A 22,434-nucleotide genomic window follows, 5' to 3' on the forward strand; every position below is an offset into this window, starting at 1 on the left:
GACTCCTCCGGGGTCTTTCGAGCTGAGGGTCATGGGAGGACGATCAGGAGGGCGTACCGGACCGGGTCGGGGCCGGGGCAGCGGAAGCGGGACGGCCCCCACAGGCGGAAGCGCAGACAGTCGCCCGCCTCCACGGTGTGCGTGTGACCGTTGGCGGTGATCTCCACGGCCCCCTCCAGCACCCAGATGTGCTGCTCCAGGCCGGGCACCGGCGACGCGTCGTACGAGATGTCCGCCCCCGGCCGGAGCCTGCCCTCCACGACCTCGCCCCGCATCCCGGGATGGGGCGGCGACACCGAACGCCGGACGAATCCGGACTCCTCATCCCGGAACACCGCCTGCGCCCCCGCCCGTACGAGCTGCGGCGGCTCGGCCTCCACCTCGGCCAGCAGCCGCGACATCGTACGCCCGTAGACGGCGCACAGCCTGCCCAGCAGGGCGGCGGTCGGGCTGATCTCGCCCCGCTCCAGCCGCGACAGCGTCGAGCGGCTGATCCCCGAGTGGCTCGCCAGCTCCTCCAGCGACCAGCCCCGCTCGACGCGCAGCTCCGCGAGCCGCCCGGCGAGCCGGGCCTCGACCTCCTCCATCCGTCTCATATAAGAGAGAATATCCCAAATCTGGGATCAGCGGCGACGACGCACCTTGATCTCGCGCATGTCGGTCACCGCGAGCTGCAGGATCTCGTACGGATGTCCGTGCGCCTCCAGCGCCTCCATCGCCCCCAGCGCCGCCTCGTCCTCACCGTCGTCGGGCCCCGCGGGCACCTGGCAGCGGAAGGTGAAGGCCGTGACGCCCGCGTCATGGGTGAAGGTCCCGGCCTCGGTGTACGCCGCGCCGCTCGCGGCCAGCACGGCGGCCCGCCCGGCGTCGTCGAGCCCCTTGAACTTGCCCCTGATCGTCACCCTGAACACGGTCATCCCTTTCGTACGGCATAGGCCAGGACACGCTCGCCCAGCAGCCCTTCTGCGACATCCATCAGCTCCAGCACGGCGGCGGCGATGGCGTCGGGCGGCTCGCCCGCGACCGTCCGCCGGCCGATCTCGGCGTAGACCAGCGCGTGCAGGCACCCGATGTGCCAGGCCGCCACGCGCGGCAGCGGATCGCCCTCGGCCGCCCCGGTCTCCTCGGCCAGCACGACGGCCAGCTCGTCGGTCATCCGGCGACCGAGGTCGTCCAGGCGGGCGGCCAGCGTGGGCGCGGCCCGCATCATCTCCAGCACCCGCCCGAACCCCTCCGTCAGCCCCACCTGGCGCTCGCGCCCGCGCACCTCCGCACGCAGCCGCGCCAGCACCGCCCCGGCCGCCGACTGACCGGGCGGGCGGTCCCGCACGATGTCGGCCAGCCGGTGCGGCGAGGCCTCCTCCGGCGGCAGGACGAGGTCCTCCTTGGCCGGGAAGTAGTTGTAGACGGTGTTCACCGACACCTCGGCGGCCGCCGCGACCTCGGCGATCGTGACGTGCTCGAAGCCGCGCTCCACGAACAGGCCGATGGCCACGCCGATGATGCGCTGCCGGGTCTGCCGCTTCTTCCGCTCCCGAAGCCCCTCCACCATACCTGGAGTCTACTCCAAATTTGGAGTCCATTGCAGTTTTCTGGGCCTGATGGACAGCGCCGAGCGCGACATGATCACATTGGGCTCGCTCACTCGCCTAAGTGTTCGGAGATGCCCATGGTCAAGCGCAATATCCTCCGGTCTTTAGCCCTTGCCGCCCTCTTGTTGAGCGTGACCGCTCCAGGCGCCGCGGCCGACGACAAGCCCGCCGACCCGACAGCTCCGGGACCGGTCTACAAGACGGTCACCGATCGGAGCGGCCTGCTCTCGCTCCAGACCTTCGGCCGTCCCGACGGCAAGGACATGGTCTTCCGGATCTCCGGCAGCGTGTACGCCAACATCGAGGGCAACAGCCTGGACCCGGCGATGCGGCACGGCCAGAAGCTGTTCAACATCGAGGGCTACAACATCAGGCGGCTGTACCGGGTGCCGGACACGACGCAGCTCTACCAGCTCTCCCGCGAGATCGTCTTCTACACCGACCCCGCCGATCCCACGCGGGTCCTGCGGGAATGGAAGAACCCGATCGACCAGAAGACCTATCCGGTCATCCCCATCAACAACGACGCGGTGAACTTCGGCCCGTTCAACATCACCTCCGCCTACGTGGGCCCGCCGGTGCGCCAGTTGCATGATGAGAACGTGTGGACCAGCGACATCCCCGTACGCGCCGACTTCGGCACCGCGCTCGGCGAGCGGTTCGGCCTGGTGGGCGGCGTGTACGCGGCCCAGGAGATGTTCGACTTCTCCGTGGACGAGCGCGAGGCGGCCGCCAGGACCGTTCCGGGCACCGTCCCCTCCGGTGCCATGGAGACGAAGATCAGCTGGGCGCGGACGAGCCCGTGGGCGCCGTTCATGTGCCTGGCCGAGAGCGACGTACGCGGCCAGCTCACCTACCACGCCCGCAGCTGGTCCCTGAGTTCCTACGCCGAGATCGAGCCGTGGCTGCGCGCCGAGGTCGAGACGAACCACCCGCTCTTCAAGGCCGCCCCCACCGCGCCCGGCGCCAGCGAGAACTCCTGGAGCTCCTTCTACAACAAGCAGCTCGGCAAGGGCGCCACCACCTGGTCGTCCTGGTGCGCGGCCAACGGGCGCGCATGACCGCCTACACGGCTCTGGCGCTCCAGATGGAGACCAGGGCCGTCAACGCCGCCGCCGACCCCAGGGCCGCCATCCGCGCCGCCATCGAGCGGGTCGCCGAGCAGGTCGGCGGCAGCAAGGCCTGGCTCGGCCGCGACCTGCGCCTGGTGGTGCTGCCCGAGTACGTGCTGACCGGCTTCCCGATGCGCGAGAGCTTCGCCGAGTGGCGTGACAAGGCCGGGCTCGACCCCGGCGGCCCGGAGTACGAGGCGCTGGCCGGGATCGCCGTCCGGCACGAGGTCTACCTGTGTGTGAACGCCTATGAGCGCGACGAGCACTTCCCCGAGCTGTACTTCCAGGCGTCGGTGATCCTCTCTCCGCAGGGTGCGCCGGTCCTGCGCTACCGCAGGCTGCACTCGATGTTCACGCCGAGCCCGTACGACGTGTGGGAGCGCTACCTGGAGGTCTACGGCATCGACGGGGTGCTGCCGGTGGCCCGTACCGAGATCGGCAACCTGGCGGTGCTGGCCTCGGAGGAGATCCTCATGCCCGAGCTGGCCCGCACGCTGGCCCTGCGCGGCGCCGAGGTCTTCTGCCACCCCACCTCCGAGGCCTCCTCACCGGCGCCGACCCCGAAGGCGATCGCCCGCCGCGCCAGGGCCGCCGAGAACCTGGCCTACGTGGTCTCGGCCAACAGCGGCGGCCTGAGGGGCATCCCGATCCCCGGCGACTCCACCAACGGCGGCTCGGAGGTCCTCGACCACCAGGGACGCGTGCTCGCCCAGGCGGGCGCGGGCGAGTCGCTGGTGGCCGCCGCCGAGCTGGACGTGGGCGCGCTGCGCCGGCTGCGGCGGCGGCCCGGCATGGGCAACCTGCTGAGCAGGGTGAAGACGGGGTTGTGGGCCGAGGAGTACGCCAGGCACGACGGCGAGCGGCCCGGCGGGCTGTCGCAGGGCGCGCGCGATCGGGCTTGGTTCGCGGCCCGGCAGATCGAGGCGATCGAACGCCTGTACGACCCGGGCGACTACTAGGCGACAGCGCTCACGCGTTCCGTCTGATCGACCGGAGGGGCGTCGAGAAGCGGGAGCCGCAGGACGAAGCTGGCGCCGCGCGGCGCATCCTCGACCTTGAGCGTCCCACCGTGGCTCTGGGCGATGTCGCGGGAGATGGCCAGGCCAAGCCCGCTGCCGCCGGCGTCGCGGTGGCGGGCGTCGTCGAGGCGGGTGAACCGCTCGAAGACCCGCTCGCGGTCGGCGGGCGCGATGCCGGCGCCGTCGTCCGCCACATTCACCACGGCCTCGCCGTCCGAGGCTGCCACGAAGACGTCCACGGCGCTGCCGGCGTGCCGGATCGCGTTGCTCACCAGGTTGGCGAGCAGCCGGGCGAGCTGGATGTGGGACCCGCGGACCCAGACGTCCGAGGCCGCGTGGACGCGTACGGGCACGCGGCCCGCGCGCGGCGCCTCCTGGCCCACCAGCCGCCCGAGGTCGATGGGCTCGGGCGGCGCCGGGTCGCCGGCCCCGAGCCGCGCGAGCGCCAGCAGGTCGCCGACGATGGCGTCGAGCCGGTCGGTGACCGACAGGGCCGAGCGGATGGTCTTGTGCGGATCGATCTCGCCCGGGTGGAGCAGCGCCTCCTCCAGTTGCGCCCGCAGGCCGGCGATCGGGTTCCTGAGCTCGTGCGACGTGCTGGAGGCGAACCTGCGCTGCTGCGCCACCGCCTCGTCGAGCCGCTCCAGGGTCTGGTTGGCGGTACGGACGAGCATGGCGACCTCGTCGTCGCCCGGCGGCACGGGGATGCTCAGGCTGAGGTCGCTGACGGTGATCTCGGCCAGGCGCGCGCGGATCGCCTCGACCGGCCGCAGCGTGCGGCCCACCGTTCTCCAGGAGGTCCAGGAGACGATCGCGAGGAGGACGAGGGCCGCCGCCGCGAGCGCGTACTCCAGGTTGTGGCCGCGCAGCAGGGCCGGCTCCCGGCGCTCCGCCAGCAGGACCTGGGCGCCGGCCGCCGTGGTGATCCGGATGGCCACCAGGAGGCGGCACCCATCGCTCCGCCGCTGGACGCGATCGTCGACGGGTGGTCGCAGCGTGCTCAGCGCCGAGCGCGCGAGGGCGGAGTGGCTGGCGGCGAGGACCCGGCCGCGCGCGTCGACCAGCTGAATGAGAGCCAGGTCGTCCGGGGTGGGTATCACCTTGGGGATCGTGCCGGCGCGGGCCGCCGCACTCCACCGGCTGGCGACCTGTTCGACCCGGTTGAAGGCGTCGTCCTGGATGCGGTAGCGGATGGCCAGCGAGGAGGTGACGCCCACCACGGCCAGCGCGACCAGGGCGAGCAGTGACGCGGCCACGGTGCAGCGCGCTCGGATGGACCGGGGGCGAGGAATCACGGTCATCGTTTCCTTTCCGTCACTGCGACGGTAAGGCGGGACGATGCTGAGAAGGGTGGGCGTGTGACACCCAGGAAATTCGCATACTTGGATGAATGCCGACGGATGCGGCGGTGCCGTCTCAGCCTGGTAGTGACACGCCCACCCTGGCACTCAAATCCCGACATATCGTACTTAAATGGACAGCACTAAGTTGTTGGGGGAGTTCCTGCGCGCGCGGAGAGAGGTCATGACTCCCGCGCAGGCGGGGCTCCTCGACGTGGGCCCGCGCCGGACCCCGGGGTTGCGGCGCGAGGAGGTGGCGATGCTGGCCCACGTCAGCACGGATTACTACATCCGCCTCGAACAGGGCAGGGAGCGCCACCCGTCCGAGCGCGTGCTCGGAGCCCTTGCCCAGGTGTTCGGGCTGACTCTCGAGGCCACGGCTCACATGCACGCACTGGCCCATCCCATGCTCCAGCCCCGGCGGGCGCCGGCCCGGCGGGTCAGCCCTGCGCTGCGCACGCTGATCGGCGGCTGGCCCGTCACGCCCGCGCTGATCTGCGACGACCTCATGAACATCCTCGCCGCGAACTCCCTCGCCGACGCCCTGTACGGCGGGTTCGAGGACCGCGACAACCTGCTCCGCATGATCTTCCTGGATCCCGCGGCCCGCGAGTTCTATCCCGAGTGGGAGAAGTCGGCCCGTTCCAAGGTCGCCCACCTGCGCCTCGTCGCCGGGTCGCAGCTCGACGACCCCCGCCTGACCGAGCTCGTGGGAGAGTTGTCCGTCAAGAGCTCCGACTTCCGGAGGCTGTGGGCCCGCCACGACGTCTCGCCCAAGGTGGCCGAGGTCAAGCGCATGTGCCACCGGGAGGTCGGGGAGCTGGAGCTGACCTGCGAGGTCTTCTCGGTGAACGGCTCCGACGGCCTACAGCTCATCACTTTGCTCGCCCAGCCGGGCAGCCCTTCGGAGCAGGCGCTGAAACTGCTGGGCAGCCTCGCCGCGCCCGTCCGTGGCTGAGATCGCTCTTCAACGGCTTTCGTCCCCGGGCGGGTGGGCCGCGGCGCACGGGCTGTCCTCCCCGCGCTCTACCGGCTGCGCCACGCCGTGGAATGCGGCATCAACCTGTGCGGCATAACAATCTGTTACGACAAGCTCGCTGTACGCTACGAAGCCGTCGTCATCATCGCCGCGATCAACCAGTGGCTCAACGCCTTGTGAAACGCGGTCCCACTTGATCTTCAACCTTTCTCATCGGCCGGTTCGTTGAACTGGGTGAAGGTCGGGCCGTTCGCGGGACATGGACACGCGGCGGGCGGTGAGCACGGCACCCCTGCCCAGAGCGGCAGACGGACGGTCGGTGCTGGCGGTGGATGTGACGTGCTGGCTGCGGCCGGACGCGCACACCTCGCCAGAGCGGATCTTGTGCCACAGCAATCGAGGTGGACCGGATGTGGCAGCTGGACCTGGCCGTCTACACCCAACTCCGGCCGGCCCGCCCCTTGGCCGCCGACCTACGCCGCCCTTGGGAGGAGCCTACATCCCCGCAGCGTCTGTCGCCCGCTCGCGTTCGCAGAGGGTTTCGGCACCTGCGCGCCAAGACGCTTGGCCCGGCCCGGGCACCGAAACCTTTCCGGCCAGGACCGGGACGACCACTCGAGCGGCGCAACACCCAACCCGCCCCACGCCACGACGTCTACACCGCCGCGGACGCGGCGGTGGGCTCTCCCGCAGAACACCTCCGACACGCTGGTGCCGCCGACCACGGGTCCATCCTCGGTGGGTTCGGCGATGAACCTGCAGCGGACGTGCACCTGGTGCCAGTGCGTCCACGTGCCGGGCGGGCAGATCGAGCGGGCCCCCTGCTGCTCGCCGACGTTGATGTCCACCACGTAGCAAGGACCGTCGGTCCTCATGGTGCCGGTCTCCACGGGCACCGGCCCGAACAGCGTGAGGCCCAGGACCGGCGCGGAGAGGCCGGCCAGGAATGCCTTCCGGCCGAATTTGCGCTTCATGCGTGCTCCTTCGCGCGGCCCGGCGCCCACCCGCGGTGGACGCCGGGCGGGTGGACCAGCGCTGACCCTTGTTGATGCAGCTGGCCCAGCCGTGCGCAGGATGGCTGAGCAGCGGCAACGTGCCGGCGGCCATGACGACAGCGAAACCCACCCCGGCGGGTGTCCAACAGGAACTCGGCCAGACTCGGCCAGGCTCGGACACGCCTAGCAATCGCCCGTACACTGTCTGTCGCAACAGGCGAGGCCGAACGGCCCGGTCAGGAGAGGGCAGGGTCCGGGAACGATGAGCGAGGCCCCTCAAGGCGACCAAGATCCTCGGCCCGAGGGCGGGCCGGAGTCGGTGACGTCTCCCGAGGACCTGGTGAAACTGCTGGCCGAGCAGTTCGCGCGGGCCGACGTGTCACTTCGGGAGCTTCAGACACGGGCGGACAGGGCGGGCGGAACGCGGCTGCCACGCTCCACCTGCGCCGACATGCTGGCCGGTCGGCGCTTCCCCAAGAAGGCGGTGATGGTGGCGTTCCTTCGGGGCTGCCGCGTCCCCGACCATCAGCTCCCGGCATGGGAACGGGCGTGGGAGCGGGTGCGTGTCAATCAGCTGCCCCCCGGGTCCCCGGAGATCGCCGCCCAGGTCATGACCGCACCTGGCACCACGGGGACGACCCGTGCCACCGGCCGGCGTCGCCGCCGAGCCGCCCTGCTCACAGCGGTGACCGTGCTGGCAGCCGCGGTGGTCCTGAGCGTCGTCATCGCCCAGCGGGCTACGCCGCAACGCGCCGCATCCAAAGAGGTGCCCGACCACATCGTCAATCCCGCCCACATCGTCAGCGACGATGGTCGTGCGTTCCCCCGTGGCGGGTGGAGCCGGTTCACCGTGACCGTCGACCCGGCCAACACGGGCGTACGGCTGATCCGCCGGCTTGATGCGGGCGTCGGTCTGCAACATGCCACCATCACCGTCAACGGGACCCCGGCCGCAGAATGGCGACCGCTGCTCGAGGACGGCATCTACAAGTGGCGAAACCAGATCGTCACCCTCCCGCCGGATCTGACGACGGGGCGGCGCTCGCTCACCATCGTCAACACGTGCGTGTCCACCTCGGGCTTCAACGAGTTTCTCTACACCGTGCAGCACCAGGTCAACGGTGTCTGGTCGACTGCCGACACGGTCGACATCGGCCGCCGCCACACCGCGAGCGAAGCCGCGCACGACTACCGCGTCGTCGGGGAAGACTGGGCCGAGACGCAGACCTTCACCTATCCGCCGCGCAAGGAGGCCTGGAGCGTCCAGTGAGCCGCCTGTCCCGCGCGCCGCAGTCTGGTCGAGCGTTCTGCCCCGGGTCTCCGGCCAGGCGGTGCGCCTCACCGCTCGAGCGGGACCGTCCGCCCGCCCAGAGCCCGCCCGGTCCCAGCAGGCGGAACGCCATGCCGTCCGGCTGGTGCGTCTTCGGGGACCGGCTGCGGTAGCCGGGCTGAAGTGCAGTCATGCGTCCGATACCCCGGCGGGGCCGCACGTCCGCATGATTGCCCGGAGAACCGGACAACCTCGAGGAAACCGATGGGCATTCAACTCCGGCGTGCGTGGGATCGCCTCGCGGTCCGCGACCCCGGGCTCATGCGTTCGACGACCGCGCTCGCCGCCGTCGCGGGCATCGCGCTCGCCCTGGCGGTCCTGGCCTTCCTGGACATGCCCGCCCCGTTCCTCGTCGCCGGCTGCTTCGCCCCCTTCACCGCCGCGCTGGCCATCGGCGACGGCTCCGCGCGGGATCAGGTCTTCGTGGTCGTCGCGGCAGTTCCCCTGGTGTTCGCCGTGCTGCCCGCGGGCGGTGCGCTGGCGCCCTTTCCCGTGATGGCCGAGGCCGTCTTCGTTGTGCTGATCTTCTGGGCGGTGTACATCCGCCGGTACGGGCCGCGGGGCCAGGCGCTTGGGATCTTCGCCTTCATGGCGTATTTCCTGACCCAGTTCCTGGACGCGCGGGTGAGCGATCTGCCCGGCCTGTACGCCGCCGTGGGCGTGGGCTTCGCCGCCCATGCGCTGGTGCGTTTCGGCCTGCTGCGGACGGGACCCGCGAGGACGCTGCGACGGCTGAGGCGGGCCTTCCACACGCACCTGGGACACGTCGTGCTCGGAGCGATCGAGGTGGTGCGGGCGGGACGGGACGATGCCCGCCTTACGCGGTCGCTGGAACGCCGGGTCGCCCGGCTGCACCGTGACGCGCTGCTGATCGCGGACCTCCTGGACCAGGACGTGGGCGCGCAGTCCTCCGCGAACCGGGTGCTGAGGCGGGTCGCGCAGGCCGAGGTGGCCGCGCAGCGGCTGGCGGTGCTGATCGTCCGCTCCGCCTCGGCCGGGCCGGCGTGCTCACGCGCCCGGGAGCACCTGGTCGCGGAGCTGCAGGTTGTCCACGGCCATCTCATGCGCCCTCGTGACACGGACCACGACCGGGTCGACCGGCAGCTCGGGGGCGCTCCTGACGCCTTCCTCGACGTGCGTCACGCGATCGGCGAGCTGACGCGGGCCGTGGCCGGACTCCGGCTGGTCGACGGTGCCCCTTACCGGCTGGGAGACGGCAGGCGGCCACCTCGTACCAGCCCTCGCGGGCTGAGGCGGGTCACGACGCGGCAGGCCGTCCAGGTCGCCGCGGCAGGGGCGATCGCCGTCGTGCTCGGGGAGTTGCTGTCCTCCGAGCGCTGGTACTGGGCCGTGCTCACCGCGTGGGTCGTCTTCGTGAGCACCGAGAGCTCTGAGGAGATCCTGGTCCAGGGCTTCCAGCGGCTGCTGGGCACCGTCCTGGGCGTCGTGTGCGGGCCGGCGCTCGCCGCCGTGGGCGGGGGCGGCGTCCTGGCGGCGCTCTGCGTGTCGCTGGTCTGTGTCTACGGGATCTTCCGAACCCCGCCGCGTGCGTACTGGGCGGTCACCTTCTTCGTCACCTGCCTGATCGCCATGACGTTCGTCCTGCTCGGCACCTTCTCGGCCGAGCTCCTCGCGCTGCGCGTCCAGGAGACCGTCCTCGGGGCGCTGTGCGGGGTGCTCATGGGGACGCTCGTGCTGCCCACCACCGCGGGCCGGGCCGGCGCGGCGCGGTTGCTCGAAGTGTTGCGGATCCTCCGGCGGGCGCGCGTAAGGGAAGGGGGCGCGCTGTTCGACATCCGTGAGCTGGACGGGGCTATCGAGGAGCTGGCCGGTTCGCTCCGTCCGCTGACCCACCCGCTGAACCCGCGCCGCGCCCGGCGTGCCCATGCCCGCCGTCTGCTCGCGCTGCTGGAGTCGTGTGCCTATCACGCCCGCAGCCTCGCCGCCGTGACCGCCGAACCAGCGGCTCAGCTGGGCGGAGCGGGGTGCGAGGTGCGCGCCGTCGAGCGCATCCGGGCCACGCTCGACCGGACGATCACCCTGGTGGAGGCGGGCGGGTGGCCCGCGATCCCCTGTCACGACGGCCGCCGCACGCTGGCGCGGCTCGCCGCCGAGCGCCGGTGGGGCGGCGACCGCACCTCCGCGGCGCACCGCGAACTGTTTCACCTGGAACGCCTGGACGAGGCGACGACCGAGCTCGCGGGGGCTCTCGGCGGAGCCCGCATCGGTTGCCCGGCACGTTAGTCGGTCGTGCGGGTCCCCGTCTCCAGCACGTCACGCAGCTGGGAGCGGGCGGTGACGCCCAGCTTGGGAAAGGTGCGGTAGAGGTGGGAGCCGACGGTGCGCGGCGACAGGAAGAGGCGTTCGCCGATCTCCCGGTTGGTCAGCCCGCGGGCGGCGAGCCGGACGATCTGCTGCTGTTGCGGGGAGAGTCCGGCGAAGGCGTCGGGGTCCGGGGTGTCGACGTCCAGACCGGCCGCCCGCAGCTCGGCCTGCGCGCGTTCCGTCCACGGGCGTGCGCCGAGGCGGCGGAAGATGTCGTACGCGGTGCTGAGGTACGGCCGCGCCTCGGCGATCCGGCGTCGGCGGCGCAGCCATTCGGCGTACTCCAGCAGCGCCTGCGCGCGCTCGAAGGGCCAGTGTTCCAGTGCCGGGTCGGCCAGGGCGGCCAGGAAGTCGGGCTCGGCGTGGCTGGGCTCGGCGAGCAGCGCGCGGCTGCGGTGGACCAGGGCCCGCAGGCGGGGCGAGCCTCCGCGCGCGAGAGCGCGGGCCGAGCGCTCGACGATCTCGACGGCTTCGGCGTGGTGCCCGCCGCGCGCGGCAGACGCGGCGAGCTCCGGCAGCGCCGGGTAGGAGGCGTGGTAGTGGACGGGGTCGCCGTCGGCGTCGAACACCATCCGCGCGTGCTCGTAGGCCGCCTCGTAATCGCCCTCGGCCAGGGCGGCAGCGGCCAGGGCGCGGCGCGCGTACATGGCAACCGACCGGCTCTCCAACGGGTTCACCAGGCTCAGCGCCTCCTCGGCGAGTGCGCGGGCACCCGCGGCGTCTCCGTGGGAGGCCTGGACCATCGCGTCGACGGCGCGCGCGCACGCGACGGCGTGGGCGAGCCCGGCCGCGACGGACAGCTCGGCGAGTTCCGCGCACACCGCCCGGGCCTGTTCCCAGTGGCCGTACTCGAAGTAGGCGAGCGCGACGACGCCGCCCAGCCCGTCGGGCAGCGGTCCCGCGGCGCGCCACGACTGTACGGCCTCCTCGAACGTATGGACGGCCAGGGGCAGCTCATCCAGCACCCAGGCCGCGACGGCGAGCGCGGTCCGCCGTTCCGGGTGGGCCCCGGCCGCGGCGATCAGGTCCGGCAGCCGTGGCACGAGCTCGCGCCCGCCGCCGAACGGGTCCGACACGATCCGCACCCAGTCCCGCAGCGGTCCGGCGGGCAGGCGGGGCAGGATCCGGTCGATCTCCCGCCGTTGGGATTCCTCGCCGGAGTAGAAGCGCAACACGGCGGCGGTGGCGAGCGCGTCCAGCGCGGTGTCCGGACGCGTGGCGGCCAGGTCGTCGGCGATCGCGGCCAGGCCGGCGAAAGCGGTGGCGTGCTGCCTGGTCAGCGCCGCCAGCCGGCCGACGTGCAGGGAGGCCGCGGCGAGCACGGCCGGGTCGTCGGTACGGTCGCGGGCCCGATCGGCGAGTTCCCGCACCCAGGACAGGTCCCCGGTGAAGACGGCCAGGCCGGCCGCGTCCGCGAGCAGGCGGGCGCCGTCGTCGCGTCCGGGACGCAGCTCCGCCGCGCGGGCCAGCGCCTTGGCCGCCGCCGCGTAGCCACCTCGCCGACGAGCCCTACCGGCCGTGTGCTCCAGGGCCGCCGACACCTCGGCGTCCGGGCGGAGGGTCGCGGCGGCGAGATGCCAGGCACGGCGGTCCGGTTCGTCGCGCAGGGCGTCGGCCAGCGCGCGGTGGGCCGCCACCCGGGCGTCGAACGGCGCGGCGTGGTAGACCGCGGAGCGGATCAGCGGGTGGCGGAACCGTAGGTGCCGGCCCGCCCGGCGGATCAGCCCGGACTCTTCGACCGCGGGCCAGGCTTTGTCGTCGGCGTCGGGCAGCAGCGCCAGGACGGCGTCCGGGGGGTCCTCCACATCGGCGGCGGCCAGCAGCAGCAGGGCGCGCCGGCCGGCTTCCGGCAGCTCTGTCAGCCGGGCGGCGTAGATGTCCTCCAGGCGCTCGCCGACCGGCGGCGGACCGTGATCGTCGCGGTCGGGGCGAGCGTGTTCGGCCAGCTCGAGCAGGGCCAGCGGATTGCCCGCGGCCTGGTCGAGGACGCGGTTCCTGATCCTTCCCGTCAGGCCGGGCGAGTGCAGGTCGAGCAGCCGCCGGGACGCCACGTCGTCGAGCGGGCCCAGCGTGAGCGTCGGGAAATCCCGGTCGAGGCCGGGATCGCCGTCGCGTGCGGCGACCAGCACGGCAATCGGGTCGGCGTCCAGCCGCCGGGCGACGAAGGCGAGGACGGCGGCGGAGGCGGAGTCGATCCACTGGGCGTCGTCGAGCACGACCAGGAGGGGCGCCCGCTCGGCGACCTGGGACAGGAGGGTCAGGACCGCGACGCCTGTCAGCAGGGGGTCGGGGGCCTCGGGCGCGAAGCCGAAAGCCCCCAGCAGCGCCAGGCGCTGCCTGTCCGGCAGGTCGGCCGCCTCCTGCAGCACCGGCCGCAGGAGCTGGTGGAGTCCTGCGAAGGCCAGGTCTCTCTCGGATCCGTGGCCGGTCGCGCGCAGCACCCGGTGGCCTGCCGCCTCGGCGCGGCGGACCGCTTCCTCCAGCAGGGTGCTCTTGCCCGTCCCCTCGGCTCCGGACAGGAGTAGGACGTGTCCGCCGGACCCGTCGGCCACGAGGGCGGAGAGCCGCTCGATCTCGGAGTCCCGCCCGATGATCGGGTCGCGTGGCACCCGCTCGTCCATGGGCCTCCCTCCGGAAATCGCCTGTGCCGTCGGCCGTGGCGCAGCGTCGTCGCAGGTCCGTGCCGCCTCCTTGCCAACTTAGCAACGGGTGCCGGACGGCAGATGCAGTCACCTGTCGCATACCGCTCGACCTGGGCGGCGGCGCACGATGGACGGGCGGCGGATTCCGCCGCGTTCATCACCATACATCGATCAAGGGATACTCATGATCACCGATCGGATCACTCTGGGTGATGTCACGATCACGAGAGTGTGGGAGTTCTACGGGCCCGTCGCGATGACGCCCGAGACGTTCTTCCCGGAAAGCTCGCCACGCGCCTGGGAGGAGCACGCCTCCTGGCTGGAGCCGCACTTCGTGGACCCTGAGACGCGGATCGTCAACGCCGCGATCCAGACCTGGCTGCTGCGTAGCGAGGGCCGGAACATCCTCATCGACACCGGGGTCGGCAACCACAAGGAACGGCCCTACGCGCCGGTGTGGAGCCGCCTCGACACCGGTTTCCTGGACAACCTGGCCCGCGCCGGCGTACGGCCCGAGGACGTCGACCTCGTGGTCAACACCCACCTCCACGTGGACCACGTCGGCTGGAACACCTACCTGGACGGCCGCGCCTGGGTGCCGACCTTCCCCAACGCCACCTACCTCATGCCCAAGACCGACTTCGACTTCTGGAACCCGGCGAACGAGCACGAGCCGCTGCTCGGCCGGGGCAACCAGAACGTGTTCGAGGACAGCGTCGCCCCCGTCCACGAGGCGGGTCTGACCACGCTGTGGGAGGACTCGTACACGATCGACGCCAACCTGCGCCTGGAGTCCGCGCCCGGTCACACCCCCGGGTCCTCCGTGGTCGTCCTGGAATCGGGTGCGGACCGCGCGGTGTTCGTCGGCGACCTGCTGCACAGCCCCGTGCAGCTCGTGGAGCCCGACACGAACAGCTGCTTCTGCGAGGACCCGGCCGGGGCCCGCGCCACCCGCCGCAAGGTGCTCGGCTGGGCCGCCGATCACAACGCCCTGGTCGTCCCCGCACACCTGGGCGGACAGGGGGCCGCCGAGGTGAGGCGCGAAGGGAGCGGGTTCGCCATCAAGGGCTGGGCGCCGTTCGCACCGCACGCCGACAGCCTGGAGGACGCTCGATGAACCACCGTACGCGAGACACCGCCGTCACCGCGCAGGGCGCCGTGCGGGGCCTGCGCCGCGACGGGTCGAGCGTCTTCCTGAACATCCCCTACGCCGCTCCCCCGGTGGGCGCCGCCCGATTCGCCGCCCCAAGGCCGCACGTCCCTTGGGACGGCGTGCGGGAGGCCACCACGCCGGGTCCGACCGCGCCGCAATCCGAACGCAGGCTCGGCGGTGTGGACATGACCCCGTACTTCGGGCCGGGCTGGATCCCCGGCGAGGACTTCCTGACCGTCAACGTGTGGACGCCGGAAGCCGGCGGCGCGCGGCTGCCCGTGATGGTGTTCGTGCACGGCGGCGGGTTCGTGGCGGGATCCACCCGGTCCGAGATCTACGACGGCGCCGCCTTCGCCCGCGACGGGGTCGTCCTGGTGACGCTGAACTACCGGCTGGGCGTCGCGGGCTTCCTCGACCTGCCCGGGGCGCCCGCCAACCGGGGCCTGCTCGACGTGATCGCCGCCCTGCGCTGGGTACGGGAGAACATCGCCGCGTTCGGCGGCGACCCCGGCCGCGTCACGCTGTCCGGCCAGTCCGCGGGCGCCACGATCGTGGGCGGTGTGCTGGCCGCGCCGCAGGCCGAGGGGCTGTTCCGGCGCGCGATCGTGCAGAGCGGCAGCGGTCTGGGCGCCTTCACGTCCGAGCAGGCCGCCCGCGTGACCCGCGCCGCGGCCCGCGCCCTGGGGATCGAGCCGCACGCCGCCGCCTTCGCCGGCGTCCCCGACCAACGGCTCGTCGAGGTCGTATCCGAACTGTCGGGCATCGACCTGCGGACCGAGACCCACACGGACCCGCTCATCGGGCTCAGCGCGTTCAGCGTCGTGCTCGACCGGCAACCGGCCGAGGCGGTCGCCGCGGGCCGCGGCGCGGGCGTGGACCTGCTGGTGGGCACCAACACGGAGGAAGGCAACCTCTACCTGGCGCCGTTCGGGAGCCTGTCCACCTCGACCGCGGTGGACGTGGACGCCGCCGCGGCCCGCTCGCACCCGGATCCGGCCCGCCTCGTCGAGACCTACCGCAAGGCCAGGCCGGAGGCGTCCTTCGGGGAACTGCGCTCGGCCATCATGGGCGACGCCCTGTTCGGTGTGGGCAGCCGGCGCCTGGCCGACGCGCACGCGGGACGCGCGGACGCCGCCACTTACCGGTACTCATTCGCGTGGCGCTCGAACGCTCTGGGCGGCGAACTGGGCGCCACCCACGCCGTGGAGCTGCCGTTCGTCTTCGACGTCACCGGGCTGCCCCGGCTGCGGGGTCCCGAGGCCCTGCTCGGGCCGGACGAACCGCCCGCGGAGCCGGCCGCCCGCATGCATGCCGCCTGGGTCTCCTTCGCCACGACCGGCGACCCCGGCTGGGACCGCTACGACACCGGCCGCCGGGCCACCATGCGCATCGACGCCGAATGGAGCCTGGTGGACGACCCGCACGGCGAGGAGCTCCAGGCGTGGCCCTGACCCCATCGGCCCGGGATGCATGCAGTTCGCGGGCACCGGTGGGGCCGCCGCGAGCTGATCGCCGAGGGGTCGTCCGGCGCGGCTAACCGGGTTGCGGAACGGGCTCGGGGACGACCATGGAGGCCACGTCCACCTTGGACTTCAGGTAGCCGAACTCGTACATCAGGTCGGCCACCCGCTGGATCCGCTTGGGGTTCAGCGAGGTCGGGAAGGTGCCCATCGCCATGGTCATCACCGCCTGCTTGGGCGTCTGCGTGTAGAGCGGGACGACCTCGGCCAGCTCGGCGCGGTTGGTGGCGGCCAGGCGCTGGGCCTTGGCGACCGCGCGCTGGAAGGCGGCGGTGGTCTTCGGGTGCTTGCTCACCCACTCCGCCGTGCCGGCCCAGCCGTCGATCGGCAGCGCGTCGGTCGGGCCGGTGTTGGTGTCGAGCAGCAGCCGGGCGCCGGCCTGCTGGGCGGCCGACAGGAACGGCTCCACCATCCAGGCCGCGTCCACCTTCTCGCTCGTCAGCGCGCCCAGCTGCGCCTGGAAATCGATGGCGACGAACTTCACCTGTTTCGGCGTTACTTCATACGCCTTCAAATGGGCGCTCATAGACATGGTGCCCAGGTTGTTCAGGGAGTTGACCGCGATCGTCTTGCCTTTGAGGTCTTTGGGGGTCTGCAGCGGCGAGTCTTTGCGTACGACGACGCCGGCGATGCCGGGCGCGCCCTGCAAAGTATCTGAAAGGATCTTCAATTTGGCGGCGCCGCTGCCCTGGATGTTGATGAGGGAGACGTAACTGCCCTTGAATATGTCGATGCCGCCGTTGAGGATCTTCGGCATGACCTGCTGCGGGGCCTGGATGATCTCCGTCTTGACGGTCAGGCCCTCGGCCTTGAAGAAGCCCTTGCGATCGGCGATGAACACCGGCGCCGAGGAGGGAGTGGGGCTGACACCGATGGTCAGCGTGGTCTTCTCCAGGTCTCCCGGCGTGCCCGGGTTCGCCGCGAGGGTGCTGCCGCCGCCGCACCCGGCGAGGGCGGCGGCGGCCAGGAACGCCAGGAACGCGCGAAAAGCAGAACCGGATTCCATTGGGGGTTTCTCCTTGGCGAGTCCACGCATCCGAAAGGCCGCCGGTGATCGTACAGCAGGATCTGCGGCAATTGCCATGAAATGTCATGAGTCATGACTCGGTGGAACATTACGGGTTGTCCAAAAGTGTCCTATTTCTGACAACCTTGGGCAGATAGGAGGGATTCCAGGTCAATCGGCCATTCCAATGGAAGTCACGGTCTTTGTAAGGTTGGCCTACCTCGTCGGTGTGTGCTCAAATTGCTCTTCGTCTCATGGCGCACATCACGCGCCTCGCATGCCGGCGTGCGTTCAGGCGACAGAGTGGGGAGCCAGTGACGAAGCAACCGACCGCGCGCCGCCCTCACCCCCGATTAGCGCACGTCCGCAGGAGGCAGAAGCGCAGGCTGCGACTGCGTGACTGGCGGGTGCGGGCGCGTCTCGTCGCCCTGATCCTCATCCCCACCGGGGTGGGCGTGGTGCTCGGCGCCCAGCAGGTGATCACCTCGTGGGCCGCGGCGGGCCAGTACCAGCGCGTGCTGGAGAAGGCCGAGCTCGGTGACACCGTCATCGAGCTGACCCACCAGCTCGCCCGCGAGCGCGACCTCGCGGTCTACTTCGTGGCCACCGGCCGTTCGGCCGCGCGTGCTGAGCCGCTGCGCCGGCAGTTCGCCCCCGTCGACGAGGCGGTCGCCGCCGTACGCGCGAAGGCCCAGACGATCACCCCCGACCACGGCGAGAGCGCCTGGACCATCACCCAGCAGATGATCAGCCGCCTGCCGGAGATCCCCGCGACCCGCGGCATCGTGCAGTCCACCCAGTTGCTCGCGCTGCCGGCGCTGACCAAGTACTCCCAGATCATCAACGCCTTCCAGCAGTTCCACGACCAGATCGCCCAGGGCGGCGACCAGGAGGCCCTGGGCAACAGCGTCCGCGCGCTGGCGGCCCTGTCCAAGGCGCACGACGCCGCCTCGCAGCAGCGCGGCCTGCTCGCCGCGGTGGCCTCGGCGGGCCGCTTCCAGAGCGGCGAGCTCGAACGCTTCATGGCCGCACGGGCCCAGCAGGAGAGCGAGATCGCCGTGTTCAGGTCGGTGGCCACGCTGGACCAGCTGCAGACCTACGACGACACCGTCACCGGCACGCTGGTGGACCGCGCCGAGGCGATCAGGCTGCGCGCGCTGGCCCAGGTCACCGAGGGCGGCCGGGTCGATCTCGACCCGGGCCGCGAGGACGACGCCGAGCGCTGGTTCGAGGCGATCAGCGGCACCGTGGACGGCATGTGGACCGTCCAGCGGCGGCTCGGCGAGTCGATCAACGTGCAGAGCCGCACGCTGCAGGACTCCGCCCGCCGCGACGCGCTGCTGGCCGCCACCTACAGCCTCCTGCTGCTGCTCGCGGTGCTGATGGTCACCGCCATCATGGCCCAGTCGCTGGTGAGGCCGCTGCGCCGGCTGCGCACCGAGGCCCTGCACATCGCCGGGGTACGCCTGCCCCGGACCGTGCGCTCGCTGCACGAGGCCGGCGACGAGACCACCGTGGCCATCCCGCCCATCGGGGTCGACTCCCTGGACGAGGTCGGCGAGGTCGCGCGGGCCTTCGACGAGGTCCACCGCGAGGCCGTCCGGCTGGCCGGCGAGGAGTCCAGGCTGCGTGCCAACGTCAACGCCATGTTCGTCAGCCTGTCGAGGCGCAGCCAGACCCTGGTGCAGCGGCAGATCAAGCTCATCGACGGGCTGGAGCGGGGCGAGCAGGACGAGCAGCGGCTGGCCAGCCTGTTCACGCTCGACCACCTGGCCACGCGCATGCGGCGCAACAACGAGAACCTGCTGCTCCTGGCCGGTCAGGAGCCTCCCAGGCGCTGGAACAAACCGGTCAGCGTGGCCGACGTCGTACGCGCCTGCCTGTCGGAGGTGGAGAACTACGAGCGGGTCACGCCCCGGGTCGCCACCCGCAGCGCCGTCTCCGGGCAGGCGGTCAACGACATCATCCACCTGCTGGCCGAGCTGGTGGAGAACGCGCTGTCGTTCTCGCCCCAGACCACGTCCGTCGTCGTCACCGCCGCCGCCATCGAGGGCGGCGGCGCCGTGCTGTCCATCTCCGACAGCGGCATCGGCATGGTGCCCAACGAGCTGGCGCAGGCCAACGAGCGCCTGTCCAACGTGCCCACGGTGGACGTGTCGGTCTCGCGGCGCATGGGGCTGTTCGTGGTCGCCCGGCTGGCCCACCGCCACGGCATCCGGGTGCAGCTGCACCTCAACGACTCCAAGGGGCTGACCGCGACGGTGTTCCTGCCGGAGGCGCTGCTGCAGCCGCCCGCCCAGCCGACGCCGGAGGCCTCCTTCGGGCGGCCGTTCGACATCTCCGACTCCTGGGTCACCCCTCCCCCGCCCGTGGTCCCGTCCCCGCGGCCGTACTCGCCGGCCGTGGGGACGGGTTCGGCCGACTGGCCGTCGTTCGCCACCGATCCCGGGCCCGACAAGTCCTCGGCGGACTGGTCGGCGGCCTCCATCTGGCCGGGGATGTTCGACACGCCCGGGGCCAGGGCGCGTTTCGACCTCCTGCGCGGCGGACCGGGCCCGGTCCCGGGAGGCCCGTCCTTCGGCGGCGCGGCCCCGGGCCCGGTCCCGGAAAGCCCGACCTTCGGCGGCCCGATCCCAGGCCAGGTCCCGGACGGGTCCGTCCCCGCCAGGGCGATCTCCGTGGACCCGCTCGGCACGGGGCTGGGCGTCGCGCCCGTCCCCGACCCCGACGGCTACCTGCCGATCTTCGCGGCGGTGAAGTCGGCCTGGTTCAACCACGACACCTCCGACGGCGCCTGGAGCTCGCCCCAGGCCGACGCCGGGTGGAGCGCGGCCGAGGCCGCCGCCAGCCCGGCCAACGACGGCACCACCGCCTCCGGCCTGCCCAAGCGCGTGCCCAAGGCCAATCTGGTGCCCGGCAGCGCCGACAACCCCTCGGTGCCCAAGGGCGTCGCCCCCATCCCGCAGATCTCGCCCGAGCAGGTCCGCGACCGCATGGCCAACTACCAGCAGGGGTTCCGTGCGGCCCGCGACGACATCTGCATGCGCAGCATCCCTCCCTTCGATGCAGGGAGCACGACCCGCGAGGAAGGCCCATGACCCGCAACAGCAATCTCGACTGGCTGATCACCGACTTCGCCCGGTCGGTCCCCGGCGTCGCCCACGCGGCGGTCGTCTCCTCCGACGGGTTGCCGCTCGCCGTCTCGGCCGGTTTCCCGCCCGAACGCGCCGAGCAGCTGGCCGCCGTCGCCTCGGGGCTGGCCAGCCTGACGCAGGGCGCGGCCACGCTGTTCGAGGGCGGGCCGGTCGTCCAGACCGCGATCGAGATGCAGCGCGGTCTCATGCTGAACGTGGCCATCAGCGACGGCTCCTGCCTGGCCGTGCTGGCCGCTCCCGACTGCGACATGGGTGTGGTGGCGTACCAGATGACGCTCCTGGCCGACCGGGCCGGACAGGTGCTCACCCCGGCCCTTCGCGCCCGGCAGTCCTGGTGAGCGGACATGACCGACCCGCCCTGGAACGGCGGCTGGCGGCCGCCGCCCGACCCCGACGAGCAGGACCCGGATTCGCCGGTCCGGCCTTACGCCGTCACCGGCGGGCGCACGGCGCCGCGCATCAAGCTGGCGATGGAGGCCCTGGTGTGCTCCGCCGACGCACCGCCGCACACCTTCGCCCTGATCACGCCCGAGTACGCGGCCATCAGCGAGCTGTGCCGGCAGGTCCGCTCGGTGGCCGAGGTGGCGGCGGTGCTGCAGATCCCGCTCGGGGTCGCCCGTGTGCTGATCGCCGACATGGCGGCCGAGGGGCTGTTGCACCTGTACCACCCGCGCCTGCCCGGCGGACGGCCGGAGGCCGGCCTGCTCGAACGGGTGCTCAGCGGGCTGCAGCGGCTCTGAGCCCGGCGTCCGTGGGCTGACGGCCGCCGCACCGCCTCACGCGCCGGCGGGACGGCCGGGCCAGGCGGCCAGCACCTCTTCGGCCAGTTCGGCCGCCGACCGGCCGTCGGTGTCGAGGCGGAGGTCTCCCGCGCCGGCGTGCTCCAGTACCTCGGCCTCGCGGGCCGCCCGTTCGGCGACCTGCCGCAGGGCTCCGGGGTCCAGCCCTTTCAGCTCGTCGCCGGGGATGGCCGGCCCTCCGCCCTGCCCGCGCAGCACCACCCGTTCGGCCAGCGTCCCTGGTCCGGCGTGCAGGCGGCACACCGTCAGCGCGGCTCCGGGGAGGGAGTCCGCGTAGGTGTCGAGGCCGGCGTCACCCGAGACGATCAGGCAGCGGGCTCCGGCGGCCCGGTAGCCGGACCACAGGGCGGCGAGGTTGCCCGCTCTGAGCCGCTGGGCGTCGTCGGTGACGGGACGGAGCACGCCGATCTGCTGGAGATCGACGTAGGCGGCCGGGACGCCGCTCCTGATGAGGCGCGAGAAGACCTCGTACGCGACCGTGGACTTGCCGACGGCGGTCGCGCCGGAGAACCACAGCACCGGCACCCGCGCGAGCGGCCATCCCCCGGCCCGGGCGAGGACCGTCCTGGCCGCCTCCGCGATCGAGAGCCCGTCGGTGTCCACGCACACGTCGGCGAAGTCCGTACGCTCCAGGGCCTCCGCGTCCGCGATGGCCTGCTCGACCAGGTCGGGACGCCAGCCCCTGGCGAGGAAGCGCTCCTTGAGCTCGGCCGGTCCGACCCGCAGCCGGCACAGCGTCAGCGCGGCGTCCGGGAGCAGGCGGGTGTACCGGCCGACCTCTTCGTCGGTGAAGACGAAGCCCGACAGGACCACGCACTGGGCGCCTTCCCGGCGGAAGTTCGGCCACATCGCCGCCAGGTGGCGCGCCCGTACGGGGTGCGTGCCGCCCTCGGGAAGCGGGTGGCACATGCTGATCTGGTCGCCATCGATGAACGCCGTCCTGACGCCGCTCCGGCTGAGCTGATCGAACACCTCCCAGCCGACCGTCGACTTGCCGACGCCCGACGGGCCGCAGAGCCACAGCAGGGGCAGACGATCATCGCTCATCCACGCGACCGTAGTCGGCCCCCGCCCTGCCCGGCGACCCGTTTTCAGCCGGTGGGCGGGACGAACTCGGGCTGGTCGATCACGCGCAGCCAGCTCCCGTCCGGCTGGCGGCGTACGACCTGGGCCCGTGCCCCGGCCCCGTCCCTCGGCGGGGTGGAGGTGAGCGCGATGTCGCCGTGGATCAGCGTCGGCAGCGGCTGCTCGGGCTCGAAGCGCGGCCGCCCGGCCAGCACCTTCTCCCACAGCTCGCGGATCGCCTCCCGGCCCACCGTCTGGCTGCCGGGCGGGTAGGCCAGCACCGCGTCCTCCTCGTACAGTGCCGCCACCCCGGCCGCGTCACCGGCGTTGGACCGCTCGACGAACAGGCGGGTGATGTCCTCCGGCCGCATGGCCTTCTCGTATTCCGTCATGGTCTCCAC

Annotated in this window: 20 protein-coding genes; 11 read left to right on the plus strand and 9 right to left on the minus strand. The window is 72.1% G+C overall.

Annotated features, from left to right (window positions below; all coding sequences use genetic code 11):
• Window positions 1-29 precede the first annotated feature (29 nt).
• Genes AB0L65_RS52165 through AB0L65_RS52175 form a run of 3 tightly spaced genes read right to left on the minus strand, consistent with a single transcriptional unit; the run spans window position 30 to window position 1,552 of the window.
• Window positions 30-596, minus strand: coding sequence for an XRE family transcriptional regulator (locus AB0L65_RS52165; protein ID WP_364262932.1), 567 nt, complete (start codon window positions 594-596; stop codon window positions 30-32).
• A gap of 27 nt (window positions 597-623) precedes the next feature.
• Entirely contained in the window at window positions 624-917 is a 294-nt protein-coding gene (locus AB0L65_RS52170) for a DUF6204 family protein (protein WP_364262935.1), read from the minus strand.
• On the minus strand, window positions 914-1,552 hold the full coding sequence (locus AB0L65_RS52175) for a TetR/AcrR family transcriptional regulator (protein WP_364262938.1): 639 nt from the start codon (window positions 1,550-1,552) through the stop codon (window positions 914-916). The genes AB0L65_RS52170 and AB0L65_RS52175 overlap by 4 nt, the downstream gene beginning before the upstream one ends.
• Window positions 1,553-1,723: 171 nt before the next feature.
• Between AB0L65_RS52175 and AB0L65_RS52180 the strand changes: the two genes are divergently transcribed.
• A complete protein-coding gene (locus tag AB0L65_RS52180; protein WP_364262940.1) occupies window positions 1,724-2,653 on the plus strand; it encodes a DUF1838 family protein in 930 nt (309 codons plus the stop codon).
• Window positions 2,650-3,663 (plus strand): nitrilase-related carbon-nitrogen hydrolase, encoded by a 1,014-nt coding sequence (locus tag AB0L65_RS52185; protein WP_364262943.1) that lies wholly within the window; start codon window positions 2,650-2,652, stop codon window positions 3,661-3,663. Before AB0L65_RS52180 ends, AB0L65_RS52185 begins: the two co-directional genes overlap by 4 nt.
• Here AB0L65_RS52185 and AB0L65_RS52190 read toward each other — a convergent pair.
• Window positions 3,660-5,024: a HAMP domain-containing sensor histidine kinase gene (locus AB0L65_RS52190; protein WP_364262946.1), complete on the minus strand. Its 1,365-nt coding sequence runs from the start codon at window positions 5,022-5,024 to the stop codon at window positions 3,660-3,662. The genes AB0L65_RS52185 and AB0L65_RS52190 overlap by 4 nt on opposite strands.
• A 172-nt stretch (window positions 5,025-5,196) precedes the next feature.
• Between AB0L65_RS52190 and AB0L65_RS52195 the strand changes: the two genes are divergently transcribed.
• Window positions 5,197-6,021 (plus strand): helix-turn-helix transcriptional regulator, encoded by an 825-nt coding sequence (locus tag AB0L65_RS52195; protein WP_364262949.1) that lies wholly within the window; start codon window positions 5,197-5,199, stop codon window positions 6,019-6,021.
• A 33-nt stretch (window positions 6,022-6,054) separates the two neighbouring features.
• The gene (locus AB0L65_RS52200) at window positions 6,055-6,222 is read left to right on the plus strand and encodes a hypothetical protein (RefSeq protein WP_364262952.1); all 168 of its coding nucleotides are present in this window, start codon (window positions 6,055-6,057) and stop codon (window positions 6,220-6,222) included.
• Between the two features lie 293 nt (window positions 6,223-6,515).
• On the opposite strand, the gene AB0L65_RS52205 is transcribed toward AB0L65_RS52200, so the two are convergent.
• Window positions 6,516-7,016 carry a hypothetical protein gene (locus AB0L65_RS52205; RefSeq protein WP_364262959.1) on the minus strand — a complete coding sequence of 167 codons (501 nt, stop codon included), beginning with the start codon at window positions 7,014-7,016 and terminating at the stop codon, window positions 6,516-6,518.
• A gap of 283 nt (window positions 7,017-7,299) precedes the next feature.
• On the opposite strand from AB0L65_RS52205, the gene AB0L65_RS52210 reads away from it, so the two are divergent.
• Window positions 7,300-8,307, plus strand: a complete 1,008-nt coding sequence (locus AB0L65_RS52210; protein ID WP_364262962.1) for a hypothetical protein — start codon at window positions 7,300-7,302, stop codon at window positions 8,305-8,307.
• A gap of 264 nt (window positions 8,308-8,571) precedes the next feature.
• A complete protein-coding gene (locus tag AB0L65_RS52215) occupies window positions 8,572-10,611 on the plus strand; it encodes an FUSC family protein (protein WP_364262965.1) in 2,040 nt (679 codons plus the stop codon).
• On the opposite strand, the gene AB0L65_RS52220 is transcribed toward AB0L65_RS52215, so the two are convergent.
• Window positions 10,608-13,313, minus strand: a complete 2,706-nt coding sequence (locus tag AB0L65_RS52220) for an AAA family ATPase (protein ID WP_364262968.1) — start codon at window positions 13,311-13,313, stop codon at window positions 10,608-10,610. The genes AB0L65_RS52215 and AB0L65_RS52220 overlap by 4 nt on opposite strands.
• A gap of 205 nt (window positions 13,314-13,518) precedes the next feature.
• Here AB0L65_RS52220 and AB0L65_RS52225 point away from each other — a divergent pair, with 205 nt between their 5' ends.
• Both AB0L65_RS52225 and AB0L65_RS52230 read left to right on the plus strand, forming a co-directional pair.
• Window positions 13,519-14,451 (plus strand): MBL fold metallo-hydrolase, encoded by a 933-nt coding sequence (locus tag AB0L65_RS52225; protein WP_364262971.1) that lies wholly within the window; start codon window positions 13,519-13,521, stop codon window positions 14,449-14,451.
• On the plus strand, window positions 14,448-15,938 hold the full coding sequence (locus AB0L65_RS52230) for a carboxylesterase family protein (RefSeq protein ID WP_364262974.1): 1,491 nt from the start codon (window positions 14,448-14,450) through the stop codon (window positions 15,936-15,938). The genes AB0L65_RS52225 and AB0L65_RS52230 overlap by 4 nt, the downstream gene beginning before the upstream one ends.
• A gap of 82 nt (window positions 15,939-16,020) precedes the next feature.
• On the opposite strand, the gene AB0L65_RS52235 is transcribed toward AB0L65_RS52230, so the two are convergent.
• Window positions 16,021-17,013 (minus strand): ABC transporter substrate-binding protein, encoded by a 993-nt coding sequence (locus tag AB0L65_RS52235; protein WP_364262977.1) that lies wholly within the window; start codon window positions 17,011-17,013, stop codon window positions 16,021-16,023.
• Between the two features lie 314 nt (window positions 17,014-17,327).
• On the opposite strand from AB0L65_RS52235, the gene AB0L65_RS52240 reads away from it, so the two are divergent.
• The 3 genes from AB0L65_RS52240 to AB0L65_RS52250 are packed head-to-tail and all read left to right on the plus strand — an operon-like array spanning window position 17,328 to window position 20,908.
• Complete coding sequence (locus tag AB0L65_RS52240) at window positions 17,328-20,111, plus strand: nitrate- and nitrite sensing domain-containing protein (protein WP_364262980.1); 2,784 nt, start codon at window positions 17,328-17,330, stop codon at window positions 20,109-20,111.
• Entirely contained in the window at window positions 20,108-20,506 is a 399-nt protein-coding gene (locus tag AB0L65_RS52245) for a roadblock/LC7 domain-containing protein (protein ID WP_185075126.1), read from the plus strand. The genes AB0L65_RS52240 and AB0L65_RS52245 overlap by 4 nt, the downstream gene beginning before the upstream one ends.
• Before the next feature lie 6 nt (window positions 20,507-20,512).
• Entirely contained in the window at window positions 20,513-20,908 is a 396-nt protein-coding gene (locus tag AB0L65_RS52250; RefSeq protein ID WP_364262983.1) for a DUF742 domain-containing protein, read from the plus strand.
• A 36-nt stretch (window positions 20,909-20,944) separates the two neighbouring features.
• Here the strand turns inward: AB0L65_RS52250 and AB0L65_RS52255 are convergent, their stop codons facing one another.
• Both AB0L65_RS52255 and AB0L65_RS52260 read right to left on the minus strand, forming a co-directional pair.
• Complete coding sequence (locus AB0L65_RS52255; protein WP_364262986.1) at window positions 20,945-22,015, minus strand: adenylyl-sulfate kinase; 1,071 nt, start codon at window positions 22,013-22,015, stop codon at window positions 20,945-20,947.
• Window positions 22,016-22,059: 44 nt separating this feature from the next.
• Window positions 22,060-22,425, minus strand: a complete 366-nt coding sequence (locus AB0L65_RS52260) for a nuclear transport factor 2 family protein (protein WP_364262989.1) — start codon at window positions 22,423-22,425, stop codon at window positions 22,060-22,062.
• Between the last annotated feature and the right edge of the window lie 9 nt (window positions 22,426-22,434).

It is taken from the genome of Nonomuraea sp. NPDC052116 (assembly GCF_040680035.1).
Lineage (GTDB): Bacteria > Actinomycetota > Actinomycetes > Streptosporangiales > Streptosporangiaceae > Nonomuraea > Nonomuraea angiospora_A.